Here is a 14,343-nt window from a genome sequence, read left to right on the forward strand (position 1 = left end):
TCCGTCTCGTTCGGCCCGCTGACCGCGGTCGACGGCGTCGACATCGAGATCGGGCCCGGCGAGTGCGTAGGGGTCATCGGACCGAACGGGGCGGGCAAGAGCACCCTGCTCAACCTGCTCAGCGGGGCGGTGCCAGCGGACCGCGGCTCGGTGCGGCTGCTGCGCGGCAGCACCGAGGTGCGGCTGGACCGGGCCGCGGCGCGGGTGCGGGCGCGGCACGGGATCGCGCGGCTGTTCCAGACCGCGCGGCTGGTGCCCGACTGGAGCGCCCGGGAGAACGTCGAGCTGGGCGTGCGCACCGCCGGACCGGCCGCGTGGCTGGAGGCGCTCGGGCTGCCGACGAGCAAGCGGCGGGCCGCCCGCCGGGCGCGGGCCGCGGAGGAGGCCCTGGCCCGGGTGGGGCTGGTCGAACGCGCGGGCTTCCGCTCGGCCGAGCTCAGCCTCGGCCAGCAGCGCCTGGTCGAGCTCGCCCGCATCCTCGTCGCCGACGCCCGCATCCTGCTGCTCGACGAGCCGTTCGCGGGGCTGTCCCGCTCGGCGCGGGAGGTGGTGGCCGGCCTGGTCGCGCAGCTGCGCGACGAGGGCGTCGGCATCCTGCTCGTCGAGCACGATCTCTCCCAGATCCGCAAGCTGGCCGACCGCCTGGTGGTCATGGACCACGGGCGGGTGCTGGCTGCCGGACCGGTCGAGGAGACCCTGGCCGATCCCGAGGTCGTGAAGCGCTACATCGGCGACGTCGAGCTGGAGATCGGCGGCGCGCTGGAGGAGCCTGCCGCGCCCGCACCGCAACCGGTCGCCGAGCAGCGCTCGGGCCCGCCGATGCTCCAGGTGCGCGACCTGCGGGTCTTCTACGGCCCGGTCGCCGCCGTCGACGGGGTGAGCTTCGACGTCGCGGCCGGGGAGGGCCTCGGCCTGGTCGGCCCCAACGGGGCGGGCAAGTCGACGATCCTGCGCGGCGTCGCCGGGCTGCTGCGCGCCTCCGGTGACGTGGAGCTCGCCGAGCAGCCGCTCGGTTCGCTCGCCACGCCCGACCGCTACCGGCGGGGCCTGGCGTTCGTCCCCCAGACGCTCACCGCGGTCGTCGACCTCACGGTCGAGGAGAACCTCCGCCTGTCCTGGCTCACCGGAACCCGCGCCGATCGCTTCGCGGAGGCGCTGGACCGGGTCGGTGAGCTGTTCCCCGAGGTGCTCGACCGCCGTTCCGAGCAGGCCGGGGCCCTGTCCGGGGGCCAGCGGCAGATGCTGGCGATCGGCCGTGCGCTCATGGCGTCGCCGCGGACCGTCCTGCTCGACGAACCGACCGCCGGGCTCGCCCCCGGTCTGGTCCCGATCTTCGCCGACGCGCTGGCGCGGCTGCGGGCCACCGGGGTCGCGGTGGTCGTCGTCGAGCACAACCTGGGCCTGGTCCGCGCCGCCTGCACGCACGTGCTGGGACTGCAGGCCGGCCGGCCCGTGTGGCACGGGCCCACCGAGCGGTTCGACGCCGCCGTCGCGCACGAGGTCTTCCTCGGTGCGCAGCCAGACACGACGCAGGAGGAGCAGGTCCACTCATGACCCGCAGCACCCGCCGCATCATGCTCAACGGGTTCAAGTCCGCCACCATCGGTCACACCGCGCTGGGGTTGTGGACCCATCCGGACAACGCCGTGCGCAACTACCGGCGCCTCGACTACTGGATCGACACCGCCCGCACCCTGGAGCGCGGCCTGTTCGACGGTCTGTTCATCGCCGACGCGCAGGGCGTGATCGACGTGTACCGGGGCTCGACGGACATCACGCTCCGGGAGGCCATCGGCATCCCGATCATGGACCCGATGCTGCTCGTGTCGGCGATGGCCTCGGTGACGCAGAACCTCGGCTTCGCCGTCACCGCGTCGACCACGTACGAGAAGCCGTTCGACCTCGCCCGCAAGTTCGCCACCCTCGACCTGATCACGGACGGGCGGGTCGCGTGGAACATCGTCACCTCGTCGTCGCGCAGCGAGGCGGAGAACTTCGGGTTGAGCCGGTCCCGCACGACGAGCGCTACCGGATCGCCGACGAGTTCATGGACGTCGTCTACGCGCTGTGGGAGGGCAGCTGGGCTGACGACGCCGTGGTGCACGACCGCGAGAAGCGGGTGTTCGTCGATCCGGACAAGGTGCGGCGGATCGAGCACCACGGCACGTACTTCGACGTCCCCGGCATCTTCATCTGCGAGCCGGGCCCGCAGCGCACGCCCACCCTCTACCAGGCGGGCACGTCCGAGGCCGGCACGGCGTTCGCCGCGAAGCACGCCGAGGGCGTGTTCATCTCCTACCCGCGCGTGGAGATGGCCCGTGACGTCGTCGGGCGGCTGCGCGCCACCGCGCAGGCCGCGGGCCGCCCGCCGGAGCAGCTGAAGGTGTTCCCGCTGGCGACCGTGGTGACCGCGCCGACCGACGAGGAGGCGTGGGCGAAGTACCGGTCGATGCGCGAGCACAGCTCGCCGGAGGCCTGCCTGGCCCGCTTCAGCGCGCTCGTCCACATCGACATGTCGAAGCTCGATCCCGACGAGCCGCTGGAGTACGTGGAGAGCGACGGCATCCGCGGGTCGCTGCAGGTGTTCACCAAGGCCGATCCGACGAAGAAGTGGACGCCGCGGGAGATCGCCGACTTCCTCTGCGTCTCCAGCATGGGAGCGCTGTTCGTCGGCTCCCCCGCGACGGTCGCCGACCAGTTCGAGCAGTGGGTCGAGGAGGCCGACGTCGACGGGTTCAACATCGCCGACACGCTGTCCGGGGTGACGTTCCCCGACTTCGTCGATCTGGTCGTTCCCGAGCTGCAGCGACGTGGCCGGGTGTGGACCGAGTACGAGGGCGCCACGTTCCGGGAGCACCTCTACGGCCCCGGCAACGCCCGCACCCTGCCCGAGCACCCGGCGAGCGGGTTCCGCCGTGGCTGAGCGGTACCGGTTTCCCGAAGGACCGCTCGTCGACGTCGCCTGGCTCGCCGCGCGGAGCGCCGACGTCGAGGCGGGCCGGATCGTCGTCCTCGACGCGACCGCGCAGCTCGGCGCGCCGACACCGCAAGAGCGCTACCCGGTGGCGTCGGGCCGTCCGCTGTGGGAGGAGGAGCACCTGCCGGGATCGCGGCACGCCGACCTGCTCGACGAGCTGTCCGACCCGGCCGCGCCCTACCACTTCTCCGTGGCGGGCGAGGACCGGCTGGGCGCCGCGCTGGCCCGCCTCGGCGTGCACGACGGCACGCTCGTCGTCTGCTACGACTCCGGCGACGGCTCGTGGGCGGCGCGGCTGTGGTGGCTGCTGCGCGATCTCGGCGTGCCCGCTGTGGTGCTCGACGGGGGTCTGTCGGCGTGGCGCGCGGCCGGGCAGCCGGTGACGGACTCTCCGGCCGCCCCGCCGCCGGACGGCCCCCCGGTGCGCATCCGCACCGACCGGCGCGGCTGGGCGAGCCTCGACGACGTCGTCGCGATCGTGGAGGGGCGCCGGCCGGGGGCACTGGTGTGCGCGCTCGGCGAGGGCCAGTTCACCGGGGCCGAGCCGACCCGGTACCCGCGCCAGGGCCACATCCCGGGGAGCCGCAACCTGCCCTTCGGCGGGTTGCGCGCGCAGGACGGCACGCTGCGGCCGCGCGCGGAGCTGCGGGCCGCGGCGGAGGAGGTGGTCGGGGCGCCGGGTGCCACCCCGCTCACGCTGTACTGCGGCATGGGGGTCTCCGCCGCGGGACTGGCGCTGGGACTCGTCGCCGCGGGGTACGAGGACCTGCGGATCTACGACGGTTCGCTGGAGGAGTGGACGGCGGACCCGGAGCGCGCACTGGAGACCGGCCCGGCGAGGTAGCGGGGCCAGCCCCGTCCGCGTCCCTACCCCACCAGCGCGGGCAGCTCCGCGAGGGTGCGCACGACGTGGTCCGGCTCCGGCCCGAGCGTGTCGAACGGCGCGCCCGACCGGTTCACCCAGACCGTGCGCATGCCGGCGGTCGCCGCGCCGACGACGTCGAACGGGTTGCTGGAGATCAGGTACAGCTCCCCGAGCTCCCGGCCGGTGACCTCGGCCGCGAACCGGTACACCGCCGGGTCCGGCTTGAACGCGCGGACCCGGTCGACGCTGAGGACGTGGTCGAGCAGCGGCGTCACGCGCGCGTGCTCCAGGCAGGCGTCGAGCATCGCCTGGCTGCCGTTGGAGAGCACGAGCGTCGCCGCGCCCGCCGCGCGCAGCTCCTGCAGCGCGGGCAGCACGTCCGGGTACGGCTCCAGCCGGTCGTAGCGGGCGAGCACGGCGGCCCGGCCGGCGGGGTCGAGCACCACGCCGGCCGCGCGCAGCGCGAAGTCCAGCGCGCGGGCGGTGAGCTCGGCGAAGGGCGTGAAGCGCCCCATCGCCGTCACGCGGAACGAGTACTCCAGCTGGGTGCGCCGCCAGGTGACGGCGACCCGCTGCGCCACGTCCGCCGGCAGGTACCGGCCGAGATCGGTGGCGAGCGCCAGCGGATCGACGAGGGTGCCGTAGAGATCGAAGGCGAGCACCGGGCCCGGCCCGGCCGGTGCCGGAGCCGGCCGCTCGGTCACCGCGGGGATGCGGTAGATCCGGCCGGTCGTCTCGAGCGCGTCGATCGACCACTCACCGCCCACACCCTCGACGAGCCACCGCAGGATCGCCCACAGGTCGGTGTCGGCCACCTGTTCGTCGAGCGGTTCCAGGCCGGGCACCAGCGCGTGGATCTCCAGCCCCACCGGGTACTCCTGCCCGGACCGGCCGAGCAGCACCACCTCGTAGAAGCGGTCGCCGACGCGCAGCAGCCCGGACGGGCCGATCCGGCCGGTCTCGATCCCGAACGCCTCCACCACGAACGTGCGGAACTCCGGGTAGTGGCCGAGCGCGGGTTCGGTGAGCAGCGGAACGGCGCGGTGCCCTGCCGGTCGCTGCGCCGGGTCCACGACCTCGGGCCGCTCGGTCACGACGCACCGCCGGTGCGCACGACGAACTCGGCCAGCAGCTCACCGATCTCGGCGCCGGAGTCCTCCTGGAGGAAGTGCCGGCCGGTCACGACGTGGGTGCCCTCCGCGTGCGGCCAGATCTCGTGCCACCGCGCGGCGAACACGTCGATCGGGAACACGTCGTCCTCCCTCCCCCAGATGATCGTGGCGGGCAGCCGCAGCTCCCGCACCCCCTCCTCCAGCCACGCGAACCGCTCGGTCGTGGTGTCCCCCGGCAGGCCGATCGGGATCGACCGCGGCCACGTCCAGGTGAGGACGCGCTCGTCGGGATCGGCCAGCACCTCTGCGTTGGCGGCGAGGGAGCGCTCGGCGAACCGTGCGCGGTCCACGACCGACAGGTACATGCCGCGGCCCGGCATGGCGGCGTGCGTACCGAGCAGGTACGGCCCGACGACCGGGGCGTGCATGGTGCGCCACGGCAGCACCGAGCGGTGGAACTCGGAGGACGGCTCCCGCCACGCCCACGTCGACATGATCGCGATCGCGCGCACCCGCTCCGGGCGGGTCAGCGCGGCGCCGAGGCCGGTCGGTCCGCCCCAGTCGTGGCAGACGACGGTCGTGCCGCGCAGATCGAGCCGGTCGAGCAGGGCGACCAGGTTCGCGGTGTGGTTGTCCAGGGTGTGCACGGCGGGTGAGTGCGGCTTCTCGGAGAGCCCGAACCCGATCTGGTCGGGCACCACCACGCGCAGCCCAGCGGCGAGCAGCGGCGGGATCGCGGCGCGCCACAGGAACCCCCACGTCGGGTTGCCGTGCAGCAGCAGCACCGGCGGTGCGTCGCGCGACCCCTCGTCGACGTAGTGCATCCGCCGCCCGTTGACCGTCACGAACCGGGAGGCGTACGGGTACCGCGTCCGCACGAACGCCGGTAGGTCGTCGAGCGTGCGGGGCATGCGGACTCCCTTCGTCGGGATCGGGTCAGAAACCCGGGAACCGGAAGCGGCGGCGCACGGCGGCGAGCAGCACGTCGAGCTGCTCGGCGACGGCGGCCTCGTGGGCCTCGAGATCGGCGGTGCGGGCGCGCGGGTCCGGGCCGGGCTTGGGCCGCAGCTTCATCCACGACTCCGGCCACAGCGCCTCCAGCGCCGTCTCCCAGTGGATGTCGACGACGAACCGGGTGAGCGCGGCGCGGGCCTGCGCGTCCTCGACGGCCCGGTCGAGATCGGCTAGCTCGGCGTGCAGCGCGGTGACGCGCTCGGCGTCGCGGGCGCGCAGCTCGTCGGCGACCTCGTCGAGCTGGGCGATCACCCGGCGGTAGTCCTCAGCGGCGGTCATGCCTCGACCTCCCCGGGGACGATCACGACGTGCGGCTCGGAGTGCTGGCTGCGGTCGAAGAACAGCCCGCGCCCCGGCCGCGACGACCAGTCGACACCGTACGTCGGCGCGAGGCTGCCGAGATCGCTGCCCTGGACGTCGAGGGCGACCCAGGCGCCGAGGTCGTCGGGGCCTGCGTTGATGGTGAGCAGGTTGCGCAGCCGGGCCACGCTGCGCCACCAGCCGAAGACGTGCACACCGACCTCCGGTCCGAACCGCACCACCCGCTGCAGTGCGTCGACGCCGCCGCGGCCGAGCACGGCGTCGGCGGAGTCGGCGCCGTAGAGGACGACCAGCGTGGCGCGCCGCTCGCCGCCCTGCTGGCGGGCCGTGACCTCTTCGGCGAGCTTCGTGATCCGCTCGGCCACTCCGCCCAGCTCGACGATCTCGGGGACGTGGCCGGCGGCCTCCGCGGACCGGGCCACCAGCGACGCCGCCCCGCCGGCGGCGTCCACCAGCGGCGCGATCACGAGATCGAGCGCGCCCGGGGCGTGGCCGCGCAGCGCCGCTGTCGCCGCCGCCCCCAGCACGCGCAGCGCGTCGCGGGGATCGACGCCCATGACGCCGAGGTTGCGGCCCGGCGCGTCGGGCAGGGGTACGGCCGCCGGGGTGCCGGCGACGTCGATGAACTGGCCGACCAGCGCGTGCGGCACGGGGCCCTCGGGCAGGCCGGCGAGCAGATCGGCCACCCGCGGGGCGCGGCTGCCGTCGAACAGCCGCGGCTCGGGCCGGCCGGACGCGTACGCGGCGTGCAGCTTGCGCTGGACCTCGTCGATCGAGCCCTTGCCGGTGGCGTCGGGGATGCGGGCGATCTCGTTGGCGGGCCGGATCCCGGACTCGTGGTTGATCACGGCGTGCCAGCGCGGCAGATCGAGCGCGACGTCGTTCATCTCGGCGAGCACCTTGCGCGCCCGCGGCAGCGCGATGCGCAGCACGAACTGCTCGAAGATCGCTGAGCGGCCCCAGAACGCCTCGATGCCGGACACGTCCTGGCTGGCCAGCACCAGGTGGATGCCCTGGGAGCGGCCGCGCCGGGCCACGTCCTCCAGCAGCTGCAGCGCGGTGCGGGTGACGGCATCGCGTTCGTTGAACAGGTACTGGAACTCGTCGATGACCGCGACGATCCGCGGCCAGCGCCCCTCCGGGTCGGCGTCGCGCAGCTCTTCCAGCTTCGTGACCTCGTGCGCCTTGGCGGCCTCGGCGCGGCGGCGCATCTCGTCGGCGAGGAACTGCAGCAGCGCGAGCCCGAACTCCCGGTCGGTGTTGATGTTGACGCCGATCAGCCGGGCGTGCGGCAGCCAGGTGCGGTCCTTGCGGCCGGGGGCGAACTGGGCGAAGGAGACGCCCTCCTTGAAGTCGAGCAGGTAGAACTCCAGCTCGTCGGGGTCGTACCGGGCGGCGAGCGAACCGATCATCGTGAGCAGCAGGTTCGTCTTGCCGGTGCCGCTCGGGCCGCCGATCAGCGCGTGCGGAGACGCGTCGCCGAGAACGAGATCGACCGGCAGCACATCGGCGAACCCGATCGGGGCGCGCAGCCCGGCGTGGGAGCGCTCCTTGCCCCACTCGGCGGGCAGCAGGTCGCGGAACGTGCTGACCCGCAGCCGCCACGTCTCGTGCTCCTCGCTGATCGCCTGGCACGCCGCGGTGACCTCACGCGGGTCCAGCGGCGGGTCCAGCTGGACGGACACGTGCGGGCCGGTCATCGACGTGCGGGTGGTGCCGCCGCGCAGGCTGATCGTCTCGGTGCCCGCGGTGGCCCGCGTCGGCACGTCGACCAGCACCAGGTGCACCCCGCACGCCGGGCCGCCGCGGGCGATGCGCTGCAGCTGGGCGTACTCCTCGTCGGGCAGGGCCTGGTGGTCGCCCATGAGCACGGCGATGATCCACGGGTCGTGCCGCACGCCGGTGGTGGCACCGAGCGCCTTCAGGGACGGGTGGCCGTCGACGAGCAGCCGGCTGTGGATGCGCCGGATTCGGTCGGACAGCTGCTCCAGCAGCGCGCCGAGCCGGCCTGGGTGGTGCACCGTCACCAGATCGGTGCGGGTGAGCGGGTACAGGCCGGGTAGGGCGCCGGCGAGCTGGTTGGTGTCCCAGACGTGGACCGCGACCAGGCCCGGCCGGAAGTACGACAGCACCCGCAGCAACAGGCTCTCGACGAGCGCCTCCGCCTCGGCGCGCCGATCGGGATCGGCGTCGATCTGCAGGTGGCCCTCGTCGAGGAGCGGGACGGCGACGTCGAACGGGTCACCGCTGCCGCCGACCCGGCCGGTGCCGATCCGCCACAGCTCCGGCACCGCGCCGACGGCCTCGGCCTTGCCGAACTGCCCGAGCCACTCCGCTGCGGGCCGGCCGGCTGAGCCGGGGGCGGCCTCGGCGACGATCTCGTCGAGCCGGCGGGGACCGGTGGCGAGCCAGCGGCCGAGGACCGCGTCCTCCTCCGCGGCGAGCCGGGCGACGAGGTCGCCCAGGCGGCGGTGCCCGGGCGTGAGCAGGCGGGAGAGCGCCGGGTCGGAGCGCGCGGCGGACAGGCCGGCCTCGCGCAGCCACAGCTCGACCAGCGCTGCGGCGCGGGCCTGGTCGGCCGTGTCCTGGACACCGTCGGCCGCACCGAGGGCACGGCCGACGGCGGCGCAGAAGTTGTCGAAGGCGGCGGAGATCTCCTGCTGCCGCCGGTTGCGGCCACGCACCACTACGTCGCCCGGGTAACGGGGTTCACAGCCGGGCCGCGACGCTCTCTGCAGCGTTGATCGCGGCTTGGACGGCGCGCTGGGCGTCGCGCACCGCCTCCATCGCCTGGCCGTAGACGCCGAGCGCCTCCGTGGCATCGGCCTGCGGGGTCCCGGCGACCGCGGCCTGCAGCTGGCCACGCGCCTTCTCGAGCTGTGCCACCGCCTGCTGCAGGATCCCGTTCGCCTCCTGCGCGGTGTCGTTCGAGCCCCTGATGCCTGCGGCCGCGTCGCCGATGCTGTCACTCATGTGTGCTGGCTCCCGAAGGGGAATCGTGCGGTCCGTACCGGGCGAATCTACCCGCGCCGTTGCGGAGCGCGTCGGGTCGTACCCGGCGCGTCCGGATGCGGGTCAGATCATGGCGACGAGCATCCCCGACATGGTGACCGCGCCGGCCAGGTGCGCGCCCGCGACCGTCCTCGGCGGACCGCCTGGGGCGAGTCGGTAGGTGTCCGCGCAGCGCAGCCCGTGCCAGGCGAAGTAGCCGGCGCCGACCAGCGCCATCACCGAGAGCAGGCCCAGCTCCGCGCCGTGCCCGCCGTGCCCGACCAGCATGAACACCATCGCGGCGCTGCAGAGCAGGTGGTGGACCGGGCCGCCGTGCGGGGCGTCGTCCGCCCGCCTGCGCACCACGAGGACGGCGGTCCATCCGGCGCAGACGGTGTAGAGGGCGATCCAGACCGGCAACGGGACGGGATCGCCGATCGGCGAGAACATCGCCGCCATGCCGATCGCGGCCGCGGCCGCGGAGGTCTCCCCGGCGCGCTCGGCGGCCGGCCCGGTGAACAGTCGCCACAGGTGCACCAGGCCGAGGACCAGGCAACCGATCGCCGCCGCGCCCGCGAACCACGCCACGACGTGACCATAAGTTGCGTCATGGTGGTTCGACCATACGGACGGGGGGTTACCGACCGGGTGATGCGCGCGTCGAGAACGACGTAGCCGTGATCGAGCGGCCTCGTCGATCGCGCCGGCGTCGTTCCCGACGGGGGATCCACGGAACCCGCCGCGGCGCACGGCCCGCGTTGCTAGCGTCGCGGCGAGCCCGAGTGCGGAGGTCCCCGTGCGCACCATCCCCTTCCACGCGGGAATCGACGCGTCCGGGCGGGTCCGGGTCGGGCTGGACGCGTCGGGGCACGACGTGCGGGTCGCCCTCCTGCCCGGCTGGCGCACCGCGCCCGGTCCCGGCGGGCTCGGCCGGGCGGTCGTCGACGCGCTGGACGATGCCGTGGTCGCGCGCACGACGGCGTGGGCCCGAGCGATCCCGGCACCCCGGCTATCGGCACCCCGGCTGTCGACCCTGCGGTTGTCGGCACCGCAGGAGCGGCTCCTGCGGCAGGCGCACCAGGAGCTGGCGGAGTTCCGGCAGCGGCTGGCCGAGCTGCGGGCCGAGCCGGTGACCGTCGAGGTGGCCGGGGTGCGGGTCACCGTCCGGCACGGCCGGGTGGCGCGGGTGCGGATCACCGGGCCCGCCACGTCGGACGCCGCGCTCGCGTCTGCGCTGGCCGCAGCGCTGCGGGCCGCGCTCGCGACCATCGCCGCCCAGCCGGTGACGGCGCTCGCGGGCAGCCCGGCCCTGCGCTTCGTGCTCGGCCCGCCGCCGTTCACCCTCTGAGCCGCCGAAGACCGGGCATCATGGACCCGTGCGCACGATCGGGAACCTGTTGTGGCTGGTGCTCGCCGGCTGGTGGCTGGCGCTGCTCTACGCGCTGGCCGGCCTGATCGCCTGCGTGCTGATCATCACCATCCCGTTCGGCATCGCCGCGTTCCGCATCGCGGGGTACGCGCTGTGGCCGTTCGGCCGCACGATCGTGGTGGCGCCCGGCGCCGGACTGTTGTCGATCATCGGCAACATCATCTGGGTGCTGCTGTTCGGCTGGGAGCTGTTCCTGGCGCACCTGGCCGCGGGCGTGCTCCTGCTGATCACGATCATCGGCATCCCGTTCGGGATCGCCTCGCTCAAGATGTCGGTGCTGGCGCTGGTCCCGCTCGGGACCCGGGTCGTGGACGCGCACGACGCGCGGGTTCCGTCGTACTCGCGGCAACCCACCCCCGTCCGCTAGGCCGACGACGAGCGAGTCCCGGCGGAGCCGGCCGGCGTGATCCACGGCGTCCGGGTCCGGCGCAGAGCCGTCGTCGACACCGAGGTGCCTCACACCGTCCGGATCGTCGCCATCATCGCCATGTCCTCGTGCTCGAGGTTGTGGCAGTGGAAGACGAACCGCCCCCGGTGCTGCGTGAACCGCACCGCCACCTCCACGACCTCGGCGGGCCGCAGGTCGACGGTGTCCTTCCACCCGCGGTCGAACTCCCCCGGTCCCCCGCCGCCCCGGCGCAGCACCTGGAACGCGTCGAGGTGGACGTGCACGGGGTGGTGCACGTCGGTGACGAACCGCCAGACCTCGGTCTCCCCGAGCGGGACGTCGGCGAGCGAGGTGTCGGGATCGAAGCTGGTTCCGTTGATCGTCCAGCCCTTGTGGTCGCCGACGGCGCCGCGGGCGAACCGGAACGTCCGCACCGTGGCCCCCGACGGCGGCACGAGCGGCTCGACGTCGGCCAGGCGCGCGGGCACCGCGCTGTCGTCGCGGGCCGCGCGCACCACCCGGAACTGCATCACGTCCGCCGCGCCGCCCGCTCCGGCGAGGTTGCGCATCGTCACGACCGTCCCGACGGGCACCAGGGAGAAGTCCACGACGACGTCGAACCGCTCCCCCGCCGCGATGTCGACGTACGCGTGCTCGACGGGTTCGGCGAGCAGACCGCCGTCCGACCCGATCTGCACGATCGGCAGGTCCGGGCCACCGGGCACGGTGAGCGCCAGCCGGTACCGGCGGGCGTTGGACGCGTTGAGCAGCCGCAACCGGTAACGAGCAGCGTCGACCTCGTGGAACGGCCACGGCGCCCCGTTGACCAGCACGACGTCGCCGAGCACGCCGGCCATCCACCGCTCGTCCACCCCGGGCACTCGCCGCATGCCCTGGTCGAGCGCCGGGTAGAGGAACGATCCGTCCGCGGCGAACGAGCGGTCGCAGATCATCAGCGGCAGCTCGCGGTCGCCGCGCGGCAGCGGCAGCGCGTCCTCGACGTCGTCGCGGACGATGTGCATGCCGGCGAGGCCCCGGTAGACGGCCGGGCCGGTGAAGTCCATGCGGTGGTCGTGGTACCAGAGCTGGGCCGCGCGCTGCGTCATCGGGTAGCGGTGCGCCCGCTCTCCCGCCACGACGTCGCCGGCCATCCCGTGGTGGAGCCACGCCGTCCCGCGGTCGCCGATGGGCAGGGTCAGGTCGAGCGGCCAGCCGTCGCTGTCGGCCGGCGTGTGTCCGCCGTGCAGGTGCACCACCGACGGGACGGGCAGCTCGTTGCGGTGGTGCACGACGATCGGCCGGCCGCTGCGCGCCTCGAACGTGGGACCCGGGAAGATCCCGTCGTAACCGAGCACCGGGGTGCGCAGACCCGGCAGGATCTCCAGCTCGGCGGCCCGCTGGGTGATCTGGTAGACGTCCGCGCCGCCCACCGTCCCGATCGGTCGGGCGACCGGCGGGATCGGCAACGGCACCTGGTACGGGGGCGGCAGCGGCGCCCCACCGGCGAGGTGCACGCCGGTGTTCCACCGCTTCCCGCCGCACGCCACGAGCCCGGCGCCGGCGACCGCGCCGCCGAGCAGGCCGAGGAACCCGCGCCGCGAGAGCCCGCTCACGACCGCCTCCGCGCCGCGGCCGGCGTCCACACCCAGATCACGGCCAGCACCGACAGCGTCGTGATCGCGACCCCGAGCGGCACGTGGAGCTGCAGCTCGCGCGCGTAGCCGAACCCGATCTGGAACCCGACCAGCAGGAACACCCCGACGGCGGCGAACGGCACCCACCACCGCCGGGCGGCGAGCCCGTACCCGATCGCCGTGCCGATGAGCAGCAGGTCCCAGGCGGCCAGGGTGCTGCCGACCACGCCGTGCGCGGTGATCGCGTCGAGATCGCCGGTGAGGAACAGCCCGGCGAACACGGGCTGACCCGCCGCAGCGACCAGGTGCACGGTCAGCACCGCACGCAGCAGCCACAAGCTGAGGCACGGCCGGCGCACCACGGGCGGTGTCATCGTCTCCACGGACGCCGACGCTATAGGTAGCGTGCCTACATATCATCAGGGGAAAACCCTGATCGTGACCCGGATGTGCGGGCGCGTCCCGTAGGTAGGATCGCTACACGTGAAGCCCGACGCCGTCCGCGGCCACCTCGACGGCCTCATCCTCGCCGTGCTGGAGAGCGGGCCGCTGCACGGCTACGCGATCATCGAGGCGCTGCAGGCCCGCAGCGGCGGTGCGCTCGACCTGCCCACCGGTACCGTCTACCCCGCCCTGCGCCGGCTGGAACGCGCCGCGCTGGTCTCCGGCGCCTGGAGCACCGTCGGCGGCCGGCAGCGCCGCACCTACACCCTCACCCGCGCCGGACGGCACGCGCTGGCCCGCCAGCGCGCCGAGTGGGCCGAGTTCTCCTCCGTCGTCGACGCCGTCCTGCGTCCGCGCACCATCCCGGAGGCAGCGTCGTGATGACCACCATCGACGCCTACGTGTCCGAACTGGGCCGTGCTGTTCACGGCCCCGCCCGGGTTCGCCGCAGCATGCTGCGCGAGGTGCACGACGGCCTCGTCGACGCCGTGGAGGCCTACGAGGAGAGCGGCCTGGATCCCGACACGGCGCAGGCCCGCGCGGTCGCCGACTTCGGCTCGGTCGCCGAGCTCGCCGAGCTCTACCAGGCCGAGCTGACCGCCCGCCGCGGCCGCGTCACCGCGCTCTACGTGGCGATCGTGTTCCCCGCGATGATGCTGGGCTGGGACCTGCTGTGGCGGGCAGGCATGACCTGGGGCCCGCCGCCCGGTCCCGAGCAGGTGGAACGGGTCCGCAGCCTGGCGACGCTGGTCGACATCGTCACGGTGGCCGCGACCGGCGCGGCGCTGGCCCTCTTCGGCCTCACCTTCCTGCGCAGCGCCCCGCCCCGGGTGCTCACCGCGCTCGCCGGCGTGACCGCGGCCGTCGGCGCGCTCGGCACCGGCGGCCTGTCGGTGTGGATGAACGTGGCGTGGATGGACGTGGTGTCGATGACCGTGGTGGGCGACCCGGCCACGGCCACGGCGGACTCGACGCCGGGTCCGGCGATGCTCGCCTACTCGGTGAGCGGTGCACTGCTGCTGGCCACCCTCGGCGTCGCCGCCGGCGCGCTCCGCACGGCGATCTCCGGGGACCCTGCCCGCAGCCGGCGGGGTCGGCCTCGCTCAGCGCCCGCCGACGCCACCGGCTACCGCTGACGCGCGAGCCCGGCGCGCACCGCGATCCGGCG

15 protein-coding genes and 2 pseudogenes are annotated in these 14,343 nt (G+C 74.2%); 9 read left to right on the plus strand and 8 right to left on the minus strand.

What is annotated here, in order from left to right; translation table 11 throughout:
- Positions 1-24: 24 nt before the first annotated feature.
- The 5 genes and pseudogenes from BUE41_RS32885 to BUE41_RS12140 form a co-directional block, all read left to right on the plus strand.
- Positions 25-510: pseudogene (locus tag BUE41_RS32885) on the plus strand (ATP-binding cassette domain-containing protein); the annotation flags it as partial.
- A 309-nt stretch (positions 511-819) separates the two neighbouring features.
- Positions 820-1,554 (plus strand): ABC transporter ATP-binding protein, encoded by a 735-nt coding sequence (locus BUE41_RS32890; RefSeq protein WP_407691659.1) that lies wholly within the window; start codon positions 820-822, stop codon positions 1,552-1,554.
- 20 nt (positions 1,555-1,574) lie between these two features.
- A pseudogene (locus BUE41_RS32420) lies at positions 1,575-1,922 on the plus strand (LLM class flavin-dependent oxidoreductase); the annotation flags it as partial.
- A 29-nt stretch (positions 1,923-1,951) separates the two neighbouring features.
- Positions 1,952-2,923: an NtaA/DmoA family FMN-dependent monooxygenase gene (locus BUE41_RS12135; RefSeq protein ID WP_234997196.1), complete on the plus strand. Its 972-nt coding sequence runs from the start codon at positions 1,952-1,954 to the stop codon at positions 2,921-2,923.
- Positions 2,916-3,821 carry a sulfurtransferase gene (locus tag BUE41_RS12140; RefSeq protein ID WP_073457172.1) on the plus strand — a complete coding sequence of 302 codons (906 nt, stop codon included), beginning with the start codon at positions 2,916-2,918 and terminating at the stop codon, positions 3,819-3,821. Before BUE41_RS12135 ends, BUE41_RS12140 begins: the two co-directional genes overlap by 8 nt.
- Before the next feature lie 23 nt (positions 3,822-3,844).
- Here BUE41_RS12140 and BUE41_RS29635 read toward each other — a convergent pair whose 3' ends face one another.
- From BUE41_RS29635 to BUE41_RS12170, 6 genes are all read right to left on the minus strand, one after another.
- On the minus strand, positions 3,845-4,936 hold the full coding sequence (locus tag BUE41_RS29635; protein WP_084754839.1) for a haloacid dehalogenase type II: 1,092 nt from the start codon (positions 4,934-4,936) through the stop codon (positions 3,845-3,847).
- The gene (locus BUE41_RS12150) at positions 4,933-5,865 is read right to left on the minus strand and encodes an alpha/beta fold hydrolase (RefSeq protein WP_073457173.1); all 933 of its coding nucleotides are present in this window, start codon (positions 5,863-5,865) and stop codon (positions 4,933-4,935) included. The genes BUE41_RS29635 and BUE41_RS12150 overlap by 4 nt, the downstream gene beginning before the upstream one ends.
- Positions 5,866-5,890: 25 nt before the next feature.
- Complete coding sequence (locus BUE41_RS12155; RefSeq protein ID WP_073457174.1) at positions 5,891-6,247, minus strand: hypothetical protein; 357 nt, start codon at positions 6,245-6,247, stop codon at positions 5,891-5,893.
- Entirely contained in the window at positions 6,244-8,973 is a 2,730-nt protein-coding gene (locus tag BUE41_RS12160; RefSeq protein WP_234997198.1) for an FtsK/SpoIIIE domain-containing protein, read from the minus strand. Before BUE41_RS12160 ends, BUE41_RS12155 begins: the two co-directional genes overlap by 4 nt.
- Before the next feature lie 25 nt (positions 8,974-8,998).
- Positions 8,999-9,262: a hypothetical protein gene (locus BUE41_RS12165; RefSeq protein ID WP_073457176.1), complete on the minus strand. Its 264-nt coding sequence runs from the start codon at positions 9,260-9,262 to the stop codon at positions 8,999-9,001.
- Positions 9,263-9,364: 102 nt separating this feature from the next.
- Complete coding sequence (locus tag BUE41_RS12170) at positions 9,365-9,868, minus strand: DUF5134 domain-containing protein (RefSeq protein ID WP_073457177.1); 504 nt, start codon at positions 9,866-9,868, stop codon at positions 9,365-9,367.
- A gap of 208 nt (positions 9,869-10,076) precedes the next feature.
- Between BUE41_RS12170 and BUE41_RS12175 the strand changes: the two genes are divergently transcribed.
- Both BUE41_RS12175 and BUE41_RS12180 read left to right on the plus strand, forming a co-directional pair.
- Positions 10,077-10,628: a hypothetical protein gene (locus BUE41_RS12175; RefSeq protein WP_073457178.1), complete on the plus strand. Its 552-nt coding sequence runs from the start codon at positions 10,077-10,079 to the stop codon at positions 10,626-10,628.
- Between the two features lie 28 nt (positions 10,629-10,656).
- Positions 10,657-11,076: a YccF domain-containing protein gene (locus tag BUE41_RS12180; protein WP_073457179.1), complete on the plus strand. Its 420-nt coding sequence runs from the start codon at positions 10,657-10,659 to the stop codon at positions 11,074-11,076.
- Positions 11,077-11,165: 89 nt separating this feature from the next.
- Here the strand turns inward: BUE41_RS12180 and BUE41_RS12185 are convergent, their stop codons facing one another.
- Positions 11,166-12,710 carry a multicopper oxidase family protein gene (locus tag BUE41_RS12185; RefSeq protein WP_073457310.1) on the minus strand — a complete coding sequence of 515 codons (1,545 nt, stop codon included), beginning with the start codon at positions 12,708-12,710 and terminating at the stop codon, positions 11,166-11,168.
- Positions 12,707-13,114 carry a hypothetical protein gene (locus tag BUE41_RS31850; protein WP_234997200.1) on the minus strand — a complete coding sequence of 136 codons (408 nt, stop codon included), beginning with the start codon at positions 13,112-13,114 and terminating at the stop codon, positions 12,707-12,709. Before BUE41_RS31850 ends, BUE41_RS12185 begins: the two co-directional genes overlap by 4 nt.
- Before the next feature lie 100 nt (positions 13,115-13,214).
- Between BUE41_RS31850 and BUE41_RS12195 the strand changes: the two genes are divergently transcribed.
- Entirely contained in the window at positions 13,215-13,556 is a 342-nt protein-coding gene (locus BUE41_RS12195) for a PadR family transcriptional regulator (protein ID WP_073457180.1), read from the plus strand.
- Positions 13,556-14,311: a permease prefix domain 1-containing protein gene (locus BUE41_RS12200; protein ID WP_073457181.1), complete on the plus strand. Its 756-nt coding sequence runs from the start codon at positions 13,556-13,558 to the stop codon at positions 14,309-14,311. The genes BUE41_RS12195 and BUE41_RS12200 overlap by 1 nt, the downstream gene beginning before the upstream one ends.
- The last annotated feature ends 32 nt before the right edge of the window (positions 14,312-14,343 follow it).

Source organism: Pseudonocardia thermophila, from assembly GCF_900142365.1.
In the GTDB taxonomy this organism is placed as follows: domain Bacteria; phylum Actinomycetota; class Actinomycetes; order Mycobacteriales; family Pseudonocardiaceae; genus Pseudonocardia; species Pseudonocardia thermophila.

What these genes read in the sequence shown, in the direction of transcription:
- BUE41_RS12165 (WP_073457176.1), bottom strand. Translation starts at nt 9,262, where the DNA reads ATGAGTGACAGCATCGGCGACGCGGCCGCAGGCATCAGGGGCTCGAAC.
- BUE41_RS12155 (WP_073457174.1), bottom strand. Translation starts at nt 6,247, where the DNA reads ATGACCGCCGCTGAGGACTACCGCCGGGTGATCGCCCAGCTCGACGAG.
- BUE41_RS12200 (WP_073457181.1), top strand. Translation starts at nt 13,556, where the DNA reads ATGACCACCATCGACGCCTACGTGTCCGAACTGGGCCGTGCTGTTCAC.
- BUE41_RS12150 (WP_073457173.1), bottom strand. Translation starts at nt 5,865, where the DNA reads ATGCCCCGCACGCTCGACGACCTACCGGCGTTCGTGCGGACGCGGTAC.
- BUE41_RS32890 (WP_407691659.1), top strand. Translation starts at nt 820, where the DNA reads ATGCTCCAGGTGCGCGACCTGCGGGTCTTCTACGGCCCGGTCGCCGCC.